Annotated in this window: 18 protein-coding genes; 9 read left to right on the top strand and 9 right to left on the bottom strand. The window is 68.8% G+C overall.

Translation table 11 applies throughout. The features are described 5' to 3' along the window. The first annotated feature begins 39 nt into the window (after window positions 1-39). The 3 genes from thiE to F1D05_RS34905 are packed head-to-tail and all read left to right on the top strand — an operon-like array spanning window position 40 to window position 1,561. On the top strand, window positions 40-705 hold the full coding sequence (gene thiE, locus F1D05_RS34895; RefSeq protein WP_185444539.1) for a thiamine phosphate synthase: 666 nt from the start codon (window positions 40-42) through the stop codon (window positions 703-705). Continuing rightward, window positions 702-1,133 carry a ribonuclease domain-containing protein gene (locus F1D05_RS34900; protein WP_246486217.1) on the top strand — a complete coding sequence of 144 codons (432 nt, stop codon included), beginning with the start codon at window positions 702-704 and terminating at the stop codon, window positions 1,131-1,133. Before thiE ends, F1D05_RS34900 begins: the two co-directional genes overlap by 4 nt. Continuing rightward, window positions 1,130-1,561, top strand: coding sequence for a barstar family protein (locus F1D05_RS34905; protein ID WP_185444540.1), 432 nt, complete (start codon window positions 1,130-1,132; stop codon window positions 1,559-1,561). Before F1D05_RS34900 ends, F1D05_RS34905 begins: the two co-directional genes overlap by 4 nt. Here the strand turns inward: F1D05_RS34905 and F1D05_RS34910 are convergent. Next, window positions 1,539-2,294, bottom strand: coding sequence for a YqjF family protein (locus F1D05_RS34910; protein WP_185444541.1), 756 nt, complete (start codon window positions 2,292-2,294; stop codon window positions 1,539-1,541). The genes F1D05_RS34905 and F1D05_RS34910 overlap by 23 nt on opposite strands. A gap of 54 nt (window positions 2,295-2,348) precedes the next feature. Beyond that, a complete protein-coding gene (locus F1D05_RS34915; protein WP_185444542.1) occupies window positions 2,349-3,419 on the bottom strand; it encodes a polyprenyl synthetase family protein in 1,071 nt (356 codons plus the stop codon). A gap of 56 nt (window positions 3,420-3,475) precedes the next feature. Between F1D05_RS34915 and metF the strand changes: the two genes are divergently transcribed. Continuing rightward, window positions 3,476-4,390: a methylenetetrahydrofolate reductase [NAD(P)H] gene (gene metF, locus F1D05_RS34920; protein ID WP_185444543.1), complete on the top strand. Its 915-nt coding sequence runs from the start codon at window positions 3,476-3,478 to the stop codon at window positions 4,388-4,390. Window positions 4,391-4,417: 27 nt separating this feature from the next. Next, a complete protein-coding gene (locus F1D05_RS34925) occupies window positions 4,418-4,948 on the top strand; it encodes a SixA phosphatase family protein (protein ID WP_185444544.1) in 531 nt (176 codons plus the stop codon). Window positions 4,949-4,984: 36 nt separating this feature from the next. Here the strand turns inward: F1D05_RS34925 and F1D05_RS34930 are convergent, their stop codons facing one another. The 3 genes from F1D05_RS34930 to F1D05_RS34940 all read right to left on the bottom strand — a co-directional run bounded on the left by F1D05_RS34930 (window position 4,985) and on the right by F1D05_RS34940 (window position 9,217). Then, window positions 4,985-7,192 carry a HelD family protein gene (locus F1D05_RS34930; protein WP_185444545.1) on the bottom strand — a complete coding sequence of 736 codons (2,208 nt, stop codon included), beginning with the start codon at window positions 7,190-7,192 and terminating at the stop codon, window positions 4,985-4,987. 105 nt (window positions 7,193-7,297) lie between these two features. Next, window positions 7,298-8,548: a phytoene desaturase family protein gene (locus F1D05_RS34935; protein ID WP_246486943.1), complete on the bottom strand. Its 1,251-nt coding sequence runs from the start codon at window positions 8,546-8,548 to the stop codon at window positions 7,298-7,300. A gap of 57 nt (window positions 8,549-8,605) precedes the next feature. Beyond that, window positions 8,606-9,217: a DUF4126 domain-containing protein gene (locus F1D05_RS34940; protein ID WP_185444546.1), complete on the bottom strand. Its 612-nt coding sequence runs from the start codon at window positions 9,215-9,217 to the stop codon at window positions 8,606-8,608. Between the two features lie 182 nt (window positions 9,218-9,399). Between F1D05_RS34940 and F1D05_RS34945 the strand changes: the two genes are divergently transcribed. Both F1D05_RS34945 and F1D05_RS34950 read left to right on the top strand, forming a co-directional pair. Further along, window positions 9,400-11,322 (top strand): N-acetylmuramoyl-L-alanine amidase, encoded by a 1,923-nt coding sequence (locus tag F1D05_RS34945; RefSeq protein ID WP_185444547.1) that lies wholly within the window; start codon window positions 9,400-9,402, stop codon window positions 11,320-11,322. Window positions 11,323-11,332: 10 nt separating this feature from the next. Next, window positions 11,333-12,073 carry a nucleotidyltransferase gene (locus tag F1D05_RS34950; RefSeq protein WP_185444548.1) on the top strand — a complete coding sequence of 247 codons (741 nt, stop codon included), beginning with the start codon at window positions 11,333-11,335 and terminating at the stop codon, window positions 12,071-12,073. 1 nt (window position 12,074) lies between these two features. Here the strand turns inward: F1D05_RS34950 and F1D05_RS34955 are convergent, their stop codons facing one another. From F1D05_RS34955 to F1D05_RS34970, 4 genes are all read right to left on the bottom strand, one after another. Next, window positions 12,075-12,353, bottom strand: a complete 279-nt coding sequence (locus F1D05_RS34955; protein WP_185444549.1) for a DUF1905 domain-containing protein — start codon at window positions 12,351-12,353, stop codon at window positions 12,075-12,077. Between the two features lie 75 nt (window positions 12,354-12,428). Next, complete coding sequence (locus tag F1D05_RS34960; RefSeq protein WP_185444550.1) at window positions 12,429-12,899, bottom strand: YbaK/EbsC family protein; 471 nt, start codon at window positions 12,897-12,899, stop codon at window positions 12,429-12,431. Window positions 12,900-12,909: 10 nt separating this feature from the next. Further along, window positions 12,910-13,944 carry a DUF4037 domain-containing protein gene (locus F1D05_RS34965; RefSeq protein WP_246486218.1) on the bottom strand — a complete coding sequence of 345 codons (1,035 nt, stop codon included), beginning with the start codon at window positions 13,942-13,944 and terminating at the stop codon, window positions 12,910-12,912. Window positions 13,945-14,003: 59 nt separating this feature from the next. Continuing rightward, on the bottom strand, window positions 14,004-14,585 hold the full coding sequence (locus F1D05_RS34970) for a DM13 domain-containing protein (protein ID WP_185444551.1): 582 nt from the start codon (window positions 14,583-14,585) through the stop codon (window positions 14,004-14,006). A gap of 361 nt (window positions 14,586-14,946) precedes the next feature. Here F1D05_RS34970 and F1D05_RS41520 point away from each other — a divergent pair, with 361 nt between their 5' ends. Both F1D05_RS41520 and F1D05_RS34980 read left to right on the top strand, forming a co-directional pair. Further along, window positions 14,947-15,177, top strand: coding sequence for a DUF6504 family protein (locus F1D05_RS41520; protein WP_246486219.1), 231 nt, complete (start codon window positions 14,947-14,949; stop codon window positions 15,175-15,177). A gap of 126 nt (window positions 15,178-15,303) precedes the next feature. Beyond that, window positions 15,304-15,777 (top strand): SAV_6107 family HEPN domain-containing protein, encoded by a 474-nt coding sequence (locus tag F1D05_RS34980; protein ID WP_185444552.1) that lies wholly within the window; start codon window positions 15,304-15,306, stop codon window positions 15,775-15,777. Window positions 15,778-15,814 lie beyond the last annotated feature (37 nt).

Genomic DNA, 15,814 nt, shown 5'->3' on the forward strand with positions numbered 1-15,814 from the left:
TGAATACATTGCAGGAGGGCCACATGGCAGGCTGGGCCTGTGACTGAGCACACCGCTGACGCCGTACTGCGCGAACGACTCGCCGATGCCCGCCTCTACCTCTGCGTGGATGCGCGGGAGAAGCAGGGCGACCTGCAGCAGTTCCTGGACGCCGCCCTCGCTGGTGGCGTCGACATCGTGCAGCTCCGCCAGAAGGACCTTGAGGCGGCTGACGAGCTTGCGGCCCTGGAGGTGTTCGCAGACGCCTGCAAGCGGCACGGCAAGCTGCTGGCGGTCAACGACCGGGCAGATATCGCCTTCGCAGCAGGTGCCGATGTGCTGCACCTAGGTCAGCGGGACCTGCCTGTGCACGCAGCACGAGCCATCACTGGACAGGAGCCGTTGATAGGCCGCTCCACTCATACCTTCAGCCAAGTGAATGCAGCAGTTACTGAACATGGCTCGGACTACTTCTGCGTCGGCCCTGTCTGGGCGACTCCCACCAAGCCCGGCAGAAGCGCCGCCGGACTGGAGCTGGTCTCGTACGCCGCCAGTAGGCAGTCCGTGAAGCCGTGGTTCGCCATCGGCGGCATCGACCTCGCCAGGCTGGACGAGGTCGTCGAGGCCGGCGCCGAGCGAGTGGTCGTCGTACGGGCGATCGCTGAAGCCGATGACCCGGCTGCTGCGGCATCGGAGTTCAGCAGGCGGTTGCGGGGTACCGGGTGATCAACAATCCGAAGACGGCCCGGATCATCGCCGCAGTGGTGATCGCCATGCTGGTGATCACGCTGGCTGCCTCACTACTCGGCTGCAGCGCGGACAAGGCGGCCGGGCAGCCGCAGAAGGACCCGGACAGCGGGCTGGTCTTCGTCGCCGTCGTGGACCTGCCCAAGGAAGCGCAGCAGACGCTGAAGCTCATCGACAAGGGCGGCCCGTATCCGTACAGCCGGGACGGCATCGTGTACAGCAACTTCGAGAAGATCCTGCCGAAGGAAGCCGGCGGGTACTACCACGAGTACACGGTGAAGACGCCGGGGGAGAAGGACCGAGGCGCCCGCCGGATCGTGACCGGGAAGAACAGTGAGCGTTATTACACCGACGATCACTACCAGTCGTTCCGCCGGATCAGGGCGGACGGGGGGACCGACGGATGACCGATCTGCACACCTTGCTGGCGAACGGGCTGCGGCCTGGGGTGTACCGCTGGCACGCTCACAAGCTCACTGCCGACCACGTACGCCGTACCGTGACCGCGGCGGGCTGGAGCTTCGTCCTGCTGGACACGACGCAGGTGTCCGACAAGGCGGGCTTCCTGGACGTCTGCAAGACCACCTTCGACCTACCGCGCTGGTTCGGACGGAACTGGGACGCACTGGCCGACTCGCTGAGTGACAGGTCGACAGGCGAGCCCGAGGTGGTGCTGTGGGAGGGGTGGCGAGAGCTGCTCGACCACGACCACGACACGGTCGACGTGGCGCTGCAGATCTTCGGCGAAGACGCGAAGGAGTCCGGCCAACTGCGGTTCCTGCTCCGCGAGGCTCACGACGTACCGGATCTGGTCAACGACCTGCCGGTGGTCTAGGAGTACTGGCCAGGGTCGGTCGTCTGAAGCGCGCTGGTACGCCGTGGCTGAAGGAGACGTGGTCCGGTGGGCGGCCGCTGAGCTCCTGGAGACCTACGGACGCGAGCAGACCGTGTTCCTCGAAGGCGGTGAGCTCGGCGGTTCGTAGTACCCAGGCGGGGTGCTCGTTGGGCAGGTGCCACGTGCGGCCTGCTCGGGCGACATGCAGGCCCCAGCGGGCGGTCAGGAAGTGCTCCAGCGGCCCAGGGGTGAGCGTGTCGCCGAGCTGGACTCGGATGGTGCTGCTGGCGCTCGTCCCCGGCCACCGCAGGCTGGAGCTGTAGGTGTGGGTGTCGCCGTGGACCTGGTGGCGCATCCGGGCCCAGCGGTAGGGGAGGCCGAAGACGCTCCGCGCTGTCGCGACCACTGCGGCACGATCCGCGTCGAGGCTCAGGAAGACCACACCGCGCCGACCGGTCGCGTCGACGGAATACAGCCTGATGTTGGTCTCCAGGAAGGTTCCCAGCCACGGCACGGCAGGTCCATGCGGCAGTCCCGTCCCTGTCATGCGGAAGGGGACCAGGCCGACATAGCTCTTGCCCTCGTACGTGTCCGGCTCAGTGCCCGGCGGGTAGAAGCGTCGCAGACTCGCCGGCTCCACGGCCCAATGGAGGAAGACCAGATCGCGCCAGTTCTGCCTGACGATCTGCGGTCGCCGGAGTGGTGGCGCCTCGACCTGCACCGGCTCTGCCATAGGGGCCTGTTTCTAGGGAGTTCTAACGATTTCTAGGGAAATCTAAGGAGCTCGTCACAGGTGCCGGGAGGTTGCTGCGACCGCCAGGTCGGCGAGTGCCTTGCGGGCGGTCTCGTCGTCGATGGGGGCCCGATCCAGCGCCGCCAGGGCGTCCTCGGTCTTGTCGGTGATCAGGTCCTCACAGGCCTGGACCGCGCGGCTGTCCTGCAGGATCTCGCGCAGCAACTGGACCTCGTCGTCGTCGAGATCCGGCCGCCCGAACAGCCGGTCGAACTCGCCCAGCTGCACCTCGGAGGCGTGATCCACGGCGTACGCGGTCAGCACTGTCCGCTTGCCCTCCCGCAGATCGTCGCCGGCCGGCTTCCCGGTCACCGTCGGGTCGCCGAACACTCCGAGCAGGTCGTCCCGCAGCTGGAACGCCTCGCCGAGCGGCAGCCCGTACGACGAGAGCGCGTCGATCAGATGCTGGCCGGCTCCACCGAGCGCGGCTCCGATGTGCAGCGGCCGCTCGACGGTGTAGGTCGCGGCCTTGTACCGCAGTACGCGCAGGGCACGGTCCATGTCGGCCTCGCCACTGGCCTGGGCGACGAGGTCCAGGTACTGGCCGGCCGTCACCTCGACCCGGACCGCGTCGAAGAACTTGGACGACCGGGCCAAAGCGGCCGCGTCGAAGCCGGACGTGTGCAGCATCTCGTCGGCCCAGATCAGGCAGAGATCGCCGAGCAGGATGGCCGCGCCGACACCGAAGCCGACCGGGTCGCCGCCACGTCCACTCGCTTCGGTTCGAGCCCGCTGCAGCGCCTCGAACCGCCTGTGCGCGGCGGGTGCGCCCCGGCGTACGTCGGACGAATCCATCACGTCGTCGTGGACCAGCGCGCTGACATGCAGCATTTCCAGGCTCGCCGCGGCCTTGAGGATCGGCTGGTCGGTGTCGCCTCCCGCGGCCCGGAAACCCGAGTAGCAAAAGGAAGGACGCAATCGTTTGCCGCCGCTGGTGGCGTCCCGGGCGGCTTGGACGAGCTCGGCCAGTTCGGGCCCGATCTCGGCGAGCCGTTCCTGCTGGATGTCCAGGAAGCTGGTCAGGGCTCGCTGGACGTCGGTCGGGATGTCTGCTTCGGCATACACGTCTCGGAGGGTAGTCGGTCCGCCCGCGCGAGCCCACGCCCCGGTAGCCTTGGACAATGGCAAACGGTCTCCCCTCGAAGCTTCCCGGCAGCACGCCGACGATCCGCGAGCTGCTGGCGACCGGCGAGCGGTCCTTCTCGTTCGAGTTCTTCCCGCCGAAGACCCCCGAGGCCGAGGAAGTGCTCTGGCAGTCGATCCGCGAGATCGAGCAACTCCGGCCGACCTTCGTCTCGATCACGTACGGCGCCGGCGGGACGACCCGCGACGGCACGATCCGGGTCACCGAGCGGGTCGCCCAGGACACCTCGCTGACGCCGCTGGGGCACCTGACCTGTGTCGCACACTCCAAGGACGAGCTGCGGTCGGTGATCGGCGCGTACGCCGGGTCCGGGGTCCGCAACGTACTGGCCCTGCGCGGCGACCCGCAGGGCGGCCCGAACCAGCCTTGGGTGGCGCATCCGGAGGGTATGAACCACGCGATCGAGCTGGTGTCGCTGGTTCGTGAGCTCGGCGATTTCTGTGTTGGCGTCGCGGCGTTCCCGGACAAGCACCCGGAGGCGTCCTCCTTCGACGCCGACGCGCGGGTGCTAGCGGCGAAGGCTGCTGCGGGGGCGGACTACGCGATCACCCAGATGTTCTTCGGCGCGGACGACTACTTCCGCCTGGTCGACCGGGCGGCGGCACTCGGCTGCGACATCCCGATCCTGCCCGGCATCATGCCGGTGACGAACATCAAGCAGATCCACCGGATGGCAGAGCTGACCGGTATGGCGCTGCCCACGGCGGTGACGGACCGCCTGCACGCGGTGGAGGACGACCCGAAGGCGGTCCGCGCGGTCGGCATCGAAATCGCCAGCGAACTCTGCGACCAGCTCCTCGCCGGCGGCGCCCCCGGCATCCACTTCATCACCCTCAACCGCTCCACCGCCACCCGCCAGGTCTACAAAAACCTCCAGTCGACCCCGGTCTGACGCGGGCGGACGCTCTATCCTGAGCGGGTGGCTGACCCGTCCGATCTGCTGATGGACCGCACGCTCGTGTTGCTCCGACACGCCAAGGCGGTGCCGCCCGAGTCGATGCCCGACCTCGAGCGCCCCCTGGCGGACCGCGGCCGCGCCGACGCCGCCGCGGCCGGCCGCTACCTCGTTGCCCAAGGCATCGATGCCGAGCTGGTGGTCTGCTCGCCCTCGACCCGCACCCGCGAGACCTGGCAGTACGCCACCGAGGCAGGCGCGACCGCAACGGACGTCTGGTACGACCGCCGCGTCTACAGCGCCGGCACCGACGAACTCCTGGACGTCCTGCACGACATCCCCGCCGACACCCGCACCGTCATCCTGGTCGGCCACGCCCCCGGAATCCCTTGGCTGGCAGACGAACTGGCCCTCGACGGCACCAGCCCGTCCCGCGTAGAACTCACCCAGAAATACCCCACCAGCGGCCTGACAGTCCTCCACCTGACCACCCGCTGGTCCGACCTCAGCTCCGACGACGCCGACCTGGTCGACTACGTCATCCCCCGCGGCTGACCCCCGCCCGCCGCCGAGATAGGACCAGCAGGTCGGCTACGGCAGCCAGTGGGTGGTGCTGTTGATGGTGATCATTCGTTGGGTGGCTCGGGTGAGTACGACGTACAGGGCGCGGATGCCGCCGAGGGTGTCGCTGACGATGCGGTCGGGTTCGACCACGATGACCGCGTCGTACTCGAGGCCCTTCGAGTCCAGGGGGCTGAGGGCGACGACCCGCGGGTCGCCGATCTCGGTGACGACGGCGTCGATGCCGGGGCGGAGTGCGGGCGAGACGATGACCCCGACCGTGCCCTCGACGAGCTGGAGCAGTTCGACCGCCGCGTCACCGGCGGCCTCGGCGACCTTGCCGGCGTCGAAGACGCGGTGTTCCGGCTCCACGCCCGTACGGCGTACCGCGTCCGGCAGGTCCGCGTCCGGGATCTGGCGCCGGATGACCTCGCCGGCGAAGGAGTAGATCTCGGCCGAGTTCCGGTAGTTGGTCGACAGCCGGAACGAGTGCCGCTGCAGGTGGGACAGCATCGAGTCCATCGCGGCCCGCGCTTCGGCCGGGTCCGACCAGGAGCTCTGCGCGGTGTCGCCGACGACCGTCCAGCTCGCCTGCGGCCCGCGACGCGTCACCATCCGCCACTGCATCGGCGAGAGGTCCTGCGCCTCGTCGACCAGCACGTGCGCGTACTCCTCCGGCTCCTCCGCCTCGGCAGCAGCGATGCTCCGGGCGCGGCGCTCCGACGTCGTGAGCACCTCGTTCACCCCGTCCGAGAGCCCTTCGAGCCAGTCGAACTCCTCGTCGCGCCCGGCTTCCTGGATCGGCGGCCGGCCGAGCAGGGTGCCGAGCTCGTCGAGCAACGCCACGTCGGCGATGGTGAATTCGTCCGTACTACGAATCGCCTTCGCCAGGTCATCGACCTCGACAGGGCTGAACTCACCACGTGCCCAGCGAGACACGCGCCGGGCGTCACCGAGCCAGCGCAGTACGACGCCTGGGGTGAGCACCGGCCACCAGGCAGCGAAGAACGTCTTGTACGCCGGGGTGTCGGTGACCCGGTCGCCAAAGGCCTCGCGGTCGCCGAACACCCCGTTGCGCAGGTCGTCCGGGAACCTGTTCCACAGCGCGGCCACGAGTCCCTTGCGGGCCTCGGAAGCAGCACGGTTGCGCGGCGTACGGCGGAGTGCGTTGCGGCGGACGTTGTCCAGCTGGTTCGCGTCCAGCTCGACCGTCGCCCCACCGATGAACACGCGCAGCGTCGTCGGAGCATCCGGCACCCTGTCACGCGCAGCGCGGGACAGCAGCCCGCACATCCGCAGCGAGCCCTTGACAGCAGCCGCACCCGCATCGTCGACAGCAGTCGCGCGGACCCCGTCGACGAGCTCACCGACCGCGCGGAGCGACACAGTGTTCTCGCCGAGCGACGGCAGCACACGCTCGATGTACGCCATGAACGCAGCCGACGGCCCGACCACCAGCACGCCACCGCGCTCGAAGCGCCGACGGTCGGAGTACAGCAGGTACGCAGCGCGGTGCAGTGCGACGACAGTCTTGCCCGTACCAGGACCGCCGCCGATGACCGTGACGCCGCGGGCCGGTGCCCGGATCGCCTCGTCCTGCTCGGCCTGGATGGTCGCGACGATGTCCCGCATCGTGTGGCCGCGAGCCCGCGACAGCGACGCCATCAGCGCACCCTCACCGAGCACCGGCAGGTCCTCGGGGGAGCGGTCGGGCGCCAGCAGGTCGTCCTCGAGCCCGACGATCCGCGGACCCTTGTTCCGCAACACGCGACGCCGTACTACGCGCAGCCGGTCGGTCGAGGTCGCCCGGTAGAACGGCTCGGCCGCGGGCGCGCGCCAGTCGATCACCAGCGGCTCGTACTCCGCGTCGCGGACGCCGATCCGGCCGACGTACAGCTTCTCCAGGTCCTTGGCGGCCGCGGCGGGCTCGGTCTCGTCGCCGGAGTCGGAGTCGAGCCGGCCGAAGACCAGCCCCTCGTGCTCCGCGTCCAGCTCGGCGATCCGGCGGGCGGCGGCGAACACCAGTACATCCCGCTCGTAGAGGCCGGTCTGCTCCTCGTCGCGGACCCGCCCGACATTCTGGGCCTGACCGCGTTGGTGCCCTTCGACCGCGATCCGGGAAGCGGACCGGGCGGCCTCCTCGACCCGGGTGTACACCCGGTCGACGTGTGCCTGCTCTGAATCCAGCTCAGCCCGTTCGACGTTTTCCAGATCGGTCGACGTGGGGGATTGATCCACCGGGGTCCTCTCTACTGCCGGGCGATTTACCCGACATGGAACACATGAACGATCAATCTTAGTGTGCTGTTCCCAAGCACCACAGCGGAGGGCCCTAGGCCGGTCTCAGGCTTTCCCGATCGCGTCCGCGACGATCGCCGCGCCGAGGGTCGTCGCCGGGACGCCTGTGCCGGGGTGAGCGCCTGCGCCGACGCAGTACAGGCCCTTGATCGGGGAGACGTTCGCGGCGCGTTTGCGGGCCGTCCGGAAGCCTTCCCAGGCCACTCCGGCCAGCCAGGACGACGAGGCCTGGCGGGAGACCACCTTGTCCCGGATGTGGAGGCCGCGGGCGACCAAGAGGTCCAGTACGTCGTCTGCCGGGTAGCCATGGACCAGTACGGACCAGGCCTTGTGCCCGGCGGGTGCTACTCCACCCGTGCGGACGACTACCGTCGGGCTCCCGTGCAGCACCGTTTCGAACGGCAGGTCTGGGACAGGGTCCTGCAGCCCCAGGTGCACTACGTACGCCGCCTGGGCCTGGTGTGTCGACATCACCTTGCGCCGCACCTTCTTGGCGGCCGGGTCGTCGACCAGTTGGCCGTACAGCTCGCGTGGGTCGACGTCGCTGACCACGATGTCGGCAGGCAGTTCGGTCCCGTCAGCCAGCCGGACCCCGGTCACGGCGCCGCCCTTGGAGGTGACGGCGACCACCTCGGCCTCGGTGCGGACGTCGATCTTGCGCTCGCTGGTCCGCTGGGCCAGTGCGTCGGCGACGGCTCCGAAGCCGCCTGCGACGGTCCAGCGGCCGAAGGTGCGTTCGAGGTAGGACCAGACGCCGACATAGCCGGGCGTGGCCTTGGGGTCAGAGCCGTGCTGGATTGCGTAGTACCGCAGTACTGCGCGGGCGCGGTCGTCGTCGAGCCTGCGGTCGGCCACCCGGTCGAGGGACTGCCAGGGCTTCAACGCGCGGATCGCGTTCCAGGGCAGGCGGTCCATCAAGGGTGGCTCGAGCGAGGTCTTCCGGAGTACCTGCCAGGTCTCGCCGTAGCTGTCGACCAGGTCCGTCCAGCGCCGAGCGGTCTTCGCGCCGGCCAGGTCGGTCCACGCGTCGAGCTGGCCGGGCCGATCGCCGACAGGCAGGTCGAGCACGGAGCCGTCGCCGAAGAGATGCCGGCGCGGCTCGGTGATCGGATCCAGCTGGACCAGGCTCTCGATCGGCCGGCCCGACTTGCGGAACAGGTCGCGGAGGGCGGCGGGCAACGTAGTACTGGCTGCTCCCGCGTCCCAGCTGAAGCCGTCGGCGTCGACCCGGCCCAACGCGCCGCCGAGACGCGCGTCCTGCTCACAGACGGTGACCTGATGGCCGAGCTTGGCCAGCCGTACGGCGCTGGCGAGACCGGCGAGGGCCGGCCCCGATGACGATCACCCGAGCCATCAGGCGGCACTGCTCCCGGCCGCCGGACTGCTTCGTCTGTCTCGCCAGGCCCGGAATCTGACCAGGCCGCGGCGGATCGCCCGGAACGCGAAGTAGACCGAGACGAGCCCGATCAGCAGCAGGATGCCGGCGATGATCAGCGCCGCGGTCGGGTGGAACGCGGCCAGCGAGACCACGCCGGCGACCGCGACGTCCTCGCCCGAGGAGGCGGCGATGTTCGTCACCGGTTCGGGGGAGGTGTTGATCGCCAGCCGCAGACTCGACTTCACGAAGTGGGAGAGCAGCGCGGTCACGCCGCCGGTGGTCGCGATGATGGCCTGGTGCAGGTCACTGGCCTGGCCGGCCACCAGGGCCGCGACGATCGTGCCGATGGTCGGCCGGATCACCGTGGAGATCGCGTCCCAGGCCGAATCGATGTACGGGATCTTGTCGGCGACGAACTCGAAGGCGAACAGCACGGCGGCCGCGATCAGCACCCCGTTGCCGGTCAGTCCTTCGGGGACGCTGTCGACCTCGGCGAACCGGCCGAGCAGCCCCAGGACAAGGACGCACGCGTAGGCGTTGATCCCGCTCGCCCAACCCGTCGTGAACGCCAACGGCAACGCTTCCATGATCGGTACTCCGTAACCCTGAGTTGCAACCCGTCGGACGATACGCGTGGTCAGTATCGAACCTTACGATCCGAGTTTTGGTTAACCGTTGACATCGGCTTGTTTGCGACCCAAAGTGAACAGGCTGCTGGTCTGTGTGACTATCAGCCCGGCCACCCCCAGATGGGTCAGGGAGATCAATCATGCTTCGTCGTCCGAAGATTCTCGCCGCATTGGCAGCGGTAGCGCTGCCCATATCCGTGATCGGCGTGTCGTCCGGCGGTCCACCAGCGGCCGCAGCGGCCGCCCCCGGACCGTCGGCACAGGCTGCCGCGTCCGCGTTCCACGCCGCGTCCCAGCAGTACGGCGTACCGGAGTCGGTGCTGCTTGCTGTGTCGTACGCCGAGACTCGGTGGGACGACCACGGGGGCAAGCCGAGCACGTCAGGCGGCTATGGGCTGATGCACCTCACCGCAGTCGACGCTGGTGAGCGTGAGGAGCGGTCCGGCGGCGCAGAGTTGGCGAAGGCCGACTCGCTGCGCACGCTGGACAAGGCGTCCACACTGACGGGACTGGACCCCGTTGCACTCCGCAACGACCCCGCAGCGAACATCGCCGGTGGCGCCGCGCTGCTTGCCGACTACCAGCGCACGCTGGAGCTTCCGGTAGGAGCTGGGACGTCCGCTGCCGACTGGTACGGCGCTATCAGCTCGTACGCCGGTGCGTCGGACCAGCGGACCGCCGCTGACTTCGCGGACGACGTCTACGCGACGCTTGCCCGCGGTGCAGCCCGTACTACGAACACCGGCCAGCAGATCGCCATGCCGGCTCTGAAGGTCACGCCTGCCAAGTCGCAGTTGGCCAAGACAGGTTTGCGCGCGGCTCCTGCAGCCACAGGTGCTACCGAGTGCCCAGCGCAGCTCGGCTGCGAGTGGCTCCCGGCGCCGTACTCGCAGTACGGCCCTGGTGCTGGTGACTACGGCAACCACGACCTGGCGAACCGGCCGAAGACCGGCAAGATCGACTACATCGTCATCCACGACACCGAGGGCAGCTGGCAGGGGACGCTCAACCTGATCCAGGACCCGAAATACGTGAGCTGGCAGTACACGATGCGGTCGTCCGACGGTCACGTCTGGCAGCACGTGGATGCCAAGGACGTCGCCTGGCATGCGGGCAACTGGTACGTGAACATGCACGCCATCGGCATCGAGCACGAGGGCTTCGCAGCTCAGGGCGCGACCTGGTACACCGACGTGCTCTACCGCAACTCGGCCCGGCTGGTCCGCTACCTGGCGCAGAAGAACGACATCCCGCTGGACCGCGCGCACATCATCGGCCACGACCAGGTGCCCGGCACGGTCCCGGCGAATGTGGCCGGCATGCACTGGGATCCGGGACCGTACTGGGACTGGGAGCACTACTTCGACCTGCTGGGCGCGCCGATCTACGGTCACAGCATCTTCCCGGTCAAGGCCGGCACGATCGTCACCGTGAAGCCCGGCTTCGCCGGCAACGAGCAGGTCGTCACCGGTTGCAACACCGACGGCACCTGCGCGCCGCAGGGCACCAACTTCGTCTACCTGCGCCAGGCGCCGGACGACGCGGCACCGCTGGTCAAGGACCTGGGCAACCGCCCGAACGGCGCTGACAGCACCACGCAGGTGTCCGACATCGGGGCGCGCGCCGCTGCTGGTTCGCAGTACGTGGTGGCTGAGCGGTCGGGTGACTGGGTAGCGATCTGGTACCTGGGTGCCAAGGCCTGGTTCAAGAGCCCCACTTCGGCACCGGACGCGTTTGCCAAGCCAGGGCTCGTGGTGAAGCCGAAGGCCGGGCTGGCGACGGTGCCGGTGTACGGACGGGCCTACCCGGAGAAGGCGGCTTACCCGGCAGGGATTCCGTACCAGGTGGTCACGCCGCTGCAGTACACGATCGGCGCGGGTCAGGCGTACCCCGTCGGTGACGCGGACATCGAGACCGACTACTACCGGGCCACGACGTTCGCCGGTGTGCCGCCGACGGACCACGTCCAGGTGCTCGGCACGGACCGCTACTACCAGATCTGGTTCGGCCACCGGATGGCATACGTCCGGGCAGCCGATGTGGACCTGAAGCTGGCCCACTAGCCTGCAGTACATGTCAGACGAAGCCGTCCAGTCGCTACTGGGCGGCTTCGTCTCTTCTATCCGCGCGGTGCTGCCGGTGCGTGCTGTGTGGGTCCACGGCTCGCTCGCACTCGGCGACTTCGTCCTGGGGCGCAGCGACTTCGACCTGGTCGCAGTACTGGAGTCGCCGGTCGTGGATCCGGCTCCGCTGACTGCAGTCCATCGAGACCTCATCAAGGCGTCGCCACTGGCCGCGAAGCTGCACTGCACCTATGTGCCGGTCGAGACCCTCGACGATCCCTCGCTGCGGCATCCAACCTTCGCCCAGGGCCGGTACTTCGACCGGCCGGTCTCACCGGTCGCCCGGCGTGAGTTGTCCCTCGGAGACCTGTCCCTCTTCGGCCCGCCGCCCTCAGAGTTGCTCCCGGCAACTACCGATCTCGCCCTGGCCGAGTTCATCCGGAAAGACCTCCGAGACTTCTGGTATCCGACGACGGCCAAGCGAACGCGCTGGTACACCGACATCTGGGTCGACCTCGGCATGGTCACCGTGGCCCGGGCCGCCACCACCTTGCGCGACGGCCGGTTGATCACCAAACAAGCCGCCCTCAGGGAACTTCCAGCTCTGGGTGCGCCGCTCGACGTAGTACAAGACATCGTGAAGCGCCGGTACGACGGTGCCGGCTCGTCACCTTGGTCTCCCTGGCGTCTGCGCCGCGGCAAGCAGACCCGCACCTACATCCGCACCACCATCGACAGCCTCCTCGCCTGACTCAGCTGAGTCTGCGCTGGAGGTGGACGGTCACCTCTTCGCCTGCCTGGCTCTTGCCGATGAGCTTGCAGACCGCGATCCTCAACGGGAGCCAATGCGGACCGTCGCCGGACGGCATCAGCGTCGCAGCGAACGGGTGACCGTCGATCGTCCCGCTCACCTTGACCGCGCGCCGGGTTCCGAGCAGCTCAGCGGAATCCGGCATCGTCAGGTAGGTGGCGAACGCGCCGTCCTTCTCGATCGCTGCTTTGAAGGTCGTGTCGAGTGGCTGGTCGATCATCTCTGCTCCTGTCCGAGGTGGGTCGTCAGGAGATGAGACTGCCGTCGTACGCCGAACTCATCGCCCGGCCGTGAATCAGTTGACGGTGACCGGGGCGCCGTTGGTGAGGTTGAGCAGTTCGGCGTAGCTGGTCGGGAAGACCGAGTGCGGGATCCCGGCCGCCGCCCACACCTCGGAGTACTCGTCGAGCGTCGTGTCGACCAGCGTCCGCACCGGTGCGGGGTGACCGACCGGTGCGACCCCGCCGATCGCCTGACCGGTGTGCTCCTTGACGAACTCCGGGGTCGCGCGGCGCAGCTTGGCGATGCCGAGCTCCGCCGCGATCTTGGCGGTGTCGACGCGATGCGCGCCCGAGGTGAGGATCAGCACCGGCGAGCCGTCGCCGTCGAAGATCAGGCTGTTCGCGATCGCGCCGACCTCGCAGCCGAGCTCGGCTGCCGCGGCAGCCGCCGTCGGCACCGCTTCGTCGAGGATCCGGATCACGCCGGTCGCGCCGGCCGCCGCCAGGGCGTCCTCGACCAGTTGCACGTTGGGATGAGTACTCACAGACAAAACCCTACTTCCGGTACATCGTGGCCAGTCGCCGATAGGCGGCCGGATTGCTCAGCAGATCGGTGCTGTCGGTGAACTGGTCGATGCTGCCCACCAGTTCGAGCCCGCGAAGCCACGGGTCCTCGACCGTCGCCAGACAGGCCTCGGTGAAACGCCCGGCGGCTAGGACCATCGCGGGCCGATCGAAGTACGGCCTCGGCGTGGGATCGACGTACTCCGTGATGCCCAGCTCGTTGTGCCGTCGCGCCACCTTCTCGTACGCCGTGGTCAGCGCTTCCTCGCGCTCCTTCGACGTGGCGGCGTTCAAGACGTCGGCCAGATCGCGGTCGAGCCCGTCGGGATGGCCGAGCCGCGCGAACGCCGTACCGAGCCATTTCATGTACGGCGCGTAGGTGCGCGCCATCAGCAACGCGAGGCGCATCAGGTCGCGGGTCAGGCGGGCGGCGACGATTCGGGAGCCGAGGTCGTCGCCGACCTCCGCGGTGCGCTGGACGAACGCCTCTTCCTGGGCGATCCGGGTCCATTGGCACGCGAGCAGCCAGCGCCAGACCTCATCCGGATACCAGGTCAAGGCCTCGCGGACCCGTTGCAGCCGGCCGTCATCGGCGTACACCGGACCGGCGACGACGCCCAGCAACTCCTGCTGCGGCGTGACCAGCCAGTCCTCGGTGGTCATGCCGTCGCCGACATCGCGGCCGAGCTGACCGGTGAGCCAGTCGCCGACGGTCTTCACGCCGATGTGATTGACCGGCTCCTGGGCATCCCACCCGAACCTGACGTCATGACCCCGGTACTGCGTGGGGAGGTGGCCGTCGATCAGCTCGCGGACCCGCTCGACCTCGGTCGCATCCACCAGCACCTGCAGCCGGGGACCCCAGCCATGATCCGTGGAGCGCTCGGTGTCATACCCGAGTACGTCCGAGCCCCAGCCCAACAACCCTGCTGCGTAAGGGATCTCGCCCAGCAGCGGCCGGATCACGTCGTCGTGGAAGCCGGCACTCAGCTCCCTGGCCGAGATGAAGCCCTTCGCCATCACCATGCCCGCGACCCTAGCCCGGCCGCACCGTCCGCCACCTCTTGATTTCCCTGCGACGGCTCTCAGGCCGGCGTGAGCGCCGCGGCGCCGAAGGAGACGTTGAAGCGGTTGCACCAGATCGAGACGCTGCTGAAGTTCTTCAGGTCGACGTCGGCCGGGATCGGATAGTTCTGATTGCCTTGGTTGCCCTTGAGCCGGCCGAGGCTCAAATAGCGGCCGTCGTCGAAGACATGCCAGCCGGCCTTGCCCTTGACCACCTCGGCATCACTGAGCCAGACCTCCAGATCCGGTCCGTCGGACGTGGCGAGCTGCTCCAGCCGCAGGATGCGGGAACCGTCGGGCAGCCGGACGATCGCCGCGCTGCCTGAGGTGCCGTGCTCATGGGTGATGAATCGGCCGACCGCCAATTGCACGGCAGCCGAGGGCGGGCCGGCCGTGGGGGACGGGGCGCTGTCGCGGCCGTCAGAAATTGTCGGTGGCGCCGGTGAGGATGAAGTCATGGACACCGGAGCAGCGCCAGGGAGCGCTTCGTCGACGACCTTGTCGGTGAAGAGCCGCCAGGGCTGGAAGAGCGGCAGCGCTATCGCGAGGACGGCTACTGCCGCCAGCGCGGTGCCGATGGCGATGGTGCGACGCGACTTCATCCGGCTCCCCGGCTCCGTTCACTCCTGGTCCGACAGCGGCGGGTCGCCGGCTGTCGTTCCAGTGTGTCCGGCCCAGCGGCCGCGGAGAGCCGTCGCGGCCTTACGGCCCGTTGACGATTGTCGGCGGGCGGCGCTACAGTTTCAGTGTTCGAACAGATGTTCGATTGACCCCGTCCCCGGCTCGTCGGGAGACCGGCCGGGATCGATCGGGACAACTGGACGACTCCGGTGCGGAGTTGCGGCCGCATCGGTAACCGGTGGTCCCGGTGGGCCGGGCGCCGTGGTGGACCTCGACCCCCACCTGGCGCCCACCCACCGGGCCGCTGCCCAGGGGAAGTTGGCACACAGGAGGCGATGGAGCATGTGGGAGTTCGACGAAGCCGTTGAGGTGCGTTCAGGCGTCGTGGACGGCATCGAGACTCCAGAGCAGTTCCTGTGGCGTGGCCGGCTCTGGCGGGTCTGTGCCGTCGAGGCCCAGTGGGTGGAGACCGCCGCCTGGTGGGAGCGCGGCGTGATCGGCTCAGGGGTCGGAGTGGCGACCGCCACCGCGGTAGCGGGATCGTCCGCGGGCCGTCGGAGTGTTGGACGCTGACTGGGGGCCGCAACGGGCGGTCTTCCGGGTAGAGGCGGGGTGCGGCCGGCACGGTCGTCGCGAGATGTTCGATCTCGCGCACGACCCGGACTCCGGCCGCTGGCAACTGGAGAGGGTGACGGACCGATGACAGTTTCACCGGTTTCACCGGCAGCCGCTGGTTCGGCAAGCCGCGACCTGTCCCGCGCTCGTGCTGCGCTGGCAGAGGCTCGCGAGTCCGCCGACCACCTGCTGAAGTACTCGAGCGCTCACGTGGCAGCCCTTCGGGTCGCCGCGGCCGTGCTCGCCGTCCGGGCCCGCCCGGTGCGTTCCGGTCCCCGGCGACGCGTCCAGCGCAACGCCTGGGTGCTGCTCGCCGAGGTCGCCCCGGAGTTCGGCGAGTGGGCCAGCTTCTTCGCGGCCGGCGCGACCCAGCGAGCGGCAGCGGAGGCCGGCCTGGAGCGAGCCGTCACGACCCGCGAGGCCGACGACCTGGTCCGAGCCGCGGAGACGTTCTACAACCTCGTCGAATCCAGCCTGCACATCGCGACCCAGTCGTCCCTGTCCGACACCTTCGCCCCGGAATCAGTGCTGGCCCAGCCCTGGATGCAGGCCAGCTGACCTCGGTCGACTGGCGTTGGTGGGGTGGGAAGTAGGG

This window comes from Kribbella qitaiheensis (genome assembly GCF_014217565.1).
Lineage (GTDB): Bacteria > Actinomycetota > Actinomycetes > Propionibacteriales > Kribbellaceae > Kribbella > Kribbella qitaiheensis_A.

What these genes read in the sequence shown, in the direction of transcription:
- F1D05_RS34955 (WP_185444549.1), bottom strand. Translation starts at nt 12,353, where the DNA reads ATGATCGACCAGCCACTCGACACGACCTTCAAAGCAGCGATCGAGAAG.
- F1D05_RS34940 (WP_185444546.1), bottom strand. Translation starts at nt 9,217, where the DNA reads ATGGAAGCGTTGCCGTTGGCGTTCACGACGGGTTGGGCGAGCGGGATC.
- F1D05_RS34980 (WP_185444552.1), top strand. Translation starts at nt 15,304, where the DNA reads ATGACAGTTTCACCGGTTTCACCGGCAGCCGCTGGTTCGGCAAGCCGC.
- F1D05_RS34970 (WP_185444551.1), bottom strand. Translation starts at nt 14,585, where the DNA reads ATGAAGTCGCGTCGCACCATCGCCATCGGCACCGCGCTGGCGGCAGTA.
- F1D05_RS41520 (WP_246486219.1), top strand. Translation starts at nt 14,947, where the DNA reads ATGTGGGAGTTCGACGAAGCCGTTGAGGTGCGTTCAGGCGTCGTGGAC.
- F1D05_RS34910 (WP_185444541.1), bottom strand. Translation starts at nt 2,294, where the DNA reads ATGGCAGAGCCGGTGCAGGTCGAGGCGCCACCACTCCGGCGACCGCAG.
- F1D05_RS34965 (WP_246486218.1), bottom strand. Translation starts at nt 13,944, where the DNA reads ATGGTGATGGCGAAGGGCTTCATCTCGGCCAGGGAGCTGAGTGCCGGC.
- metF (WP_185444543.1), top strand. Translation starts at nt 3,476, where the DNA reads ATGGCAAACGGTCTCCCCTCGAAGCTTCCCGGCAGCACGCCGACGATC.
- F1D05_RS34950 (WP_185444548.1), top strand. Translation starts at nt 11,333, where the DNA reads ATGTCAGACGAAGCCGTCCAGTCGCTACTGGGCGGCTTCGTCTCTTCT.
- F1D05_RS34945 (WP_185444547.1), top strand. Translation starts at nt 9,400, where the DNA reads ATGCTTCGTCGTCCGAAGATTCTCGCCGCATTGGCAGCGGTAGCGCTG.
- F1D05_RS34905 (WP_185444540.1), top strand. Translation starts at nt 1,130, where the DNA reads ATGACCGATCTGCACACCTTGCTGGCGAACGGGCTGCGGCCTGGGGTG.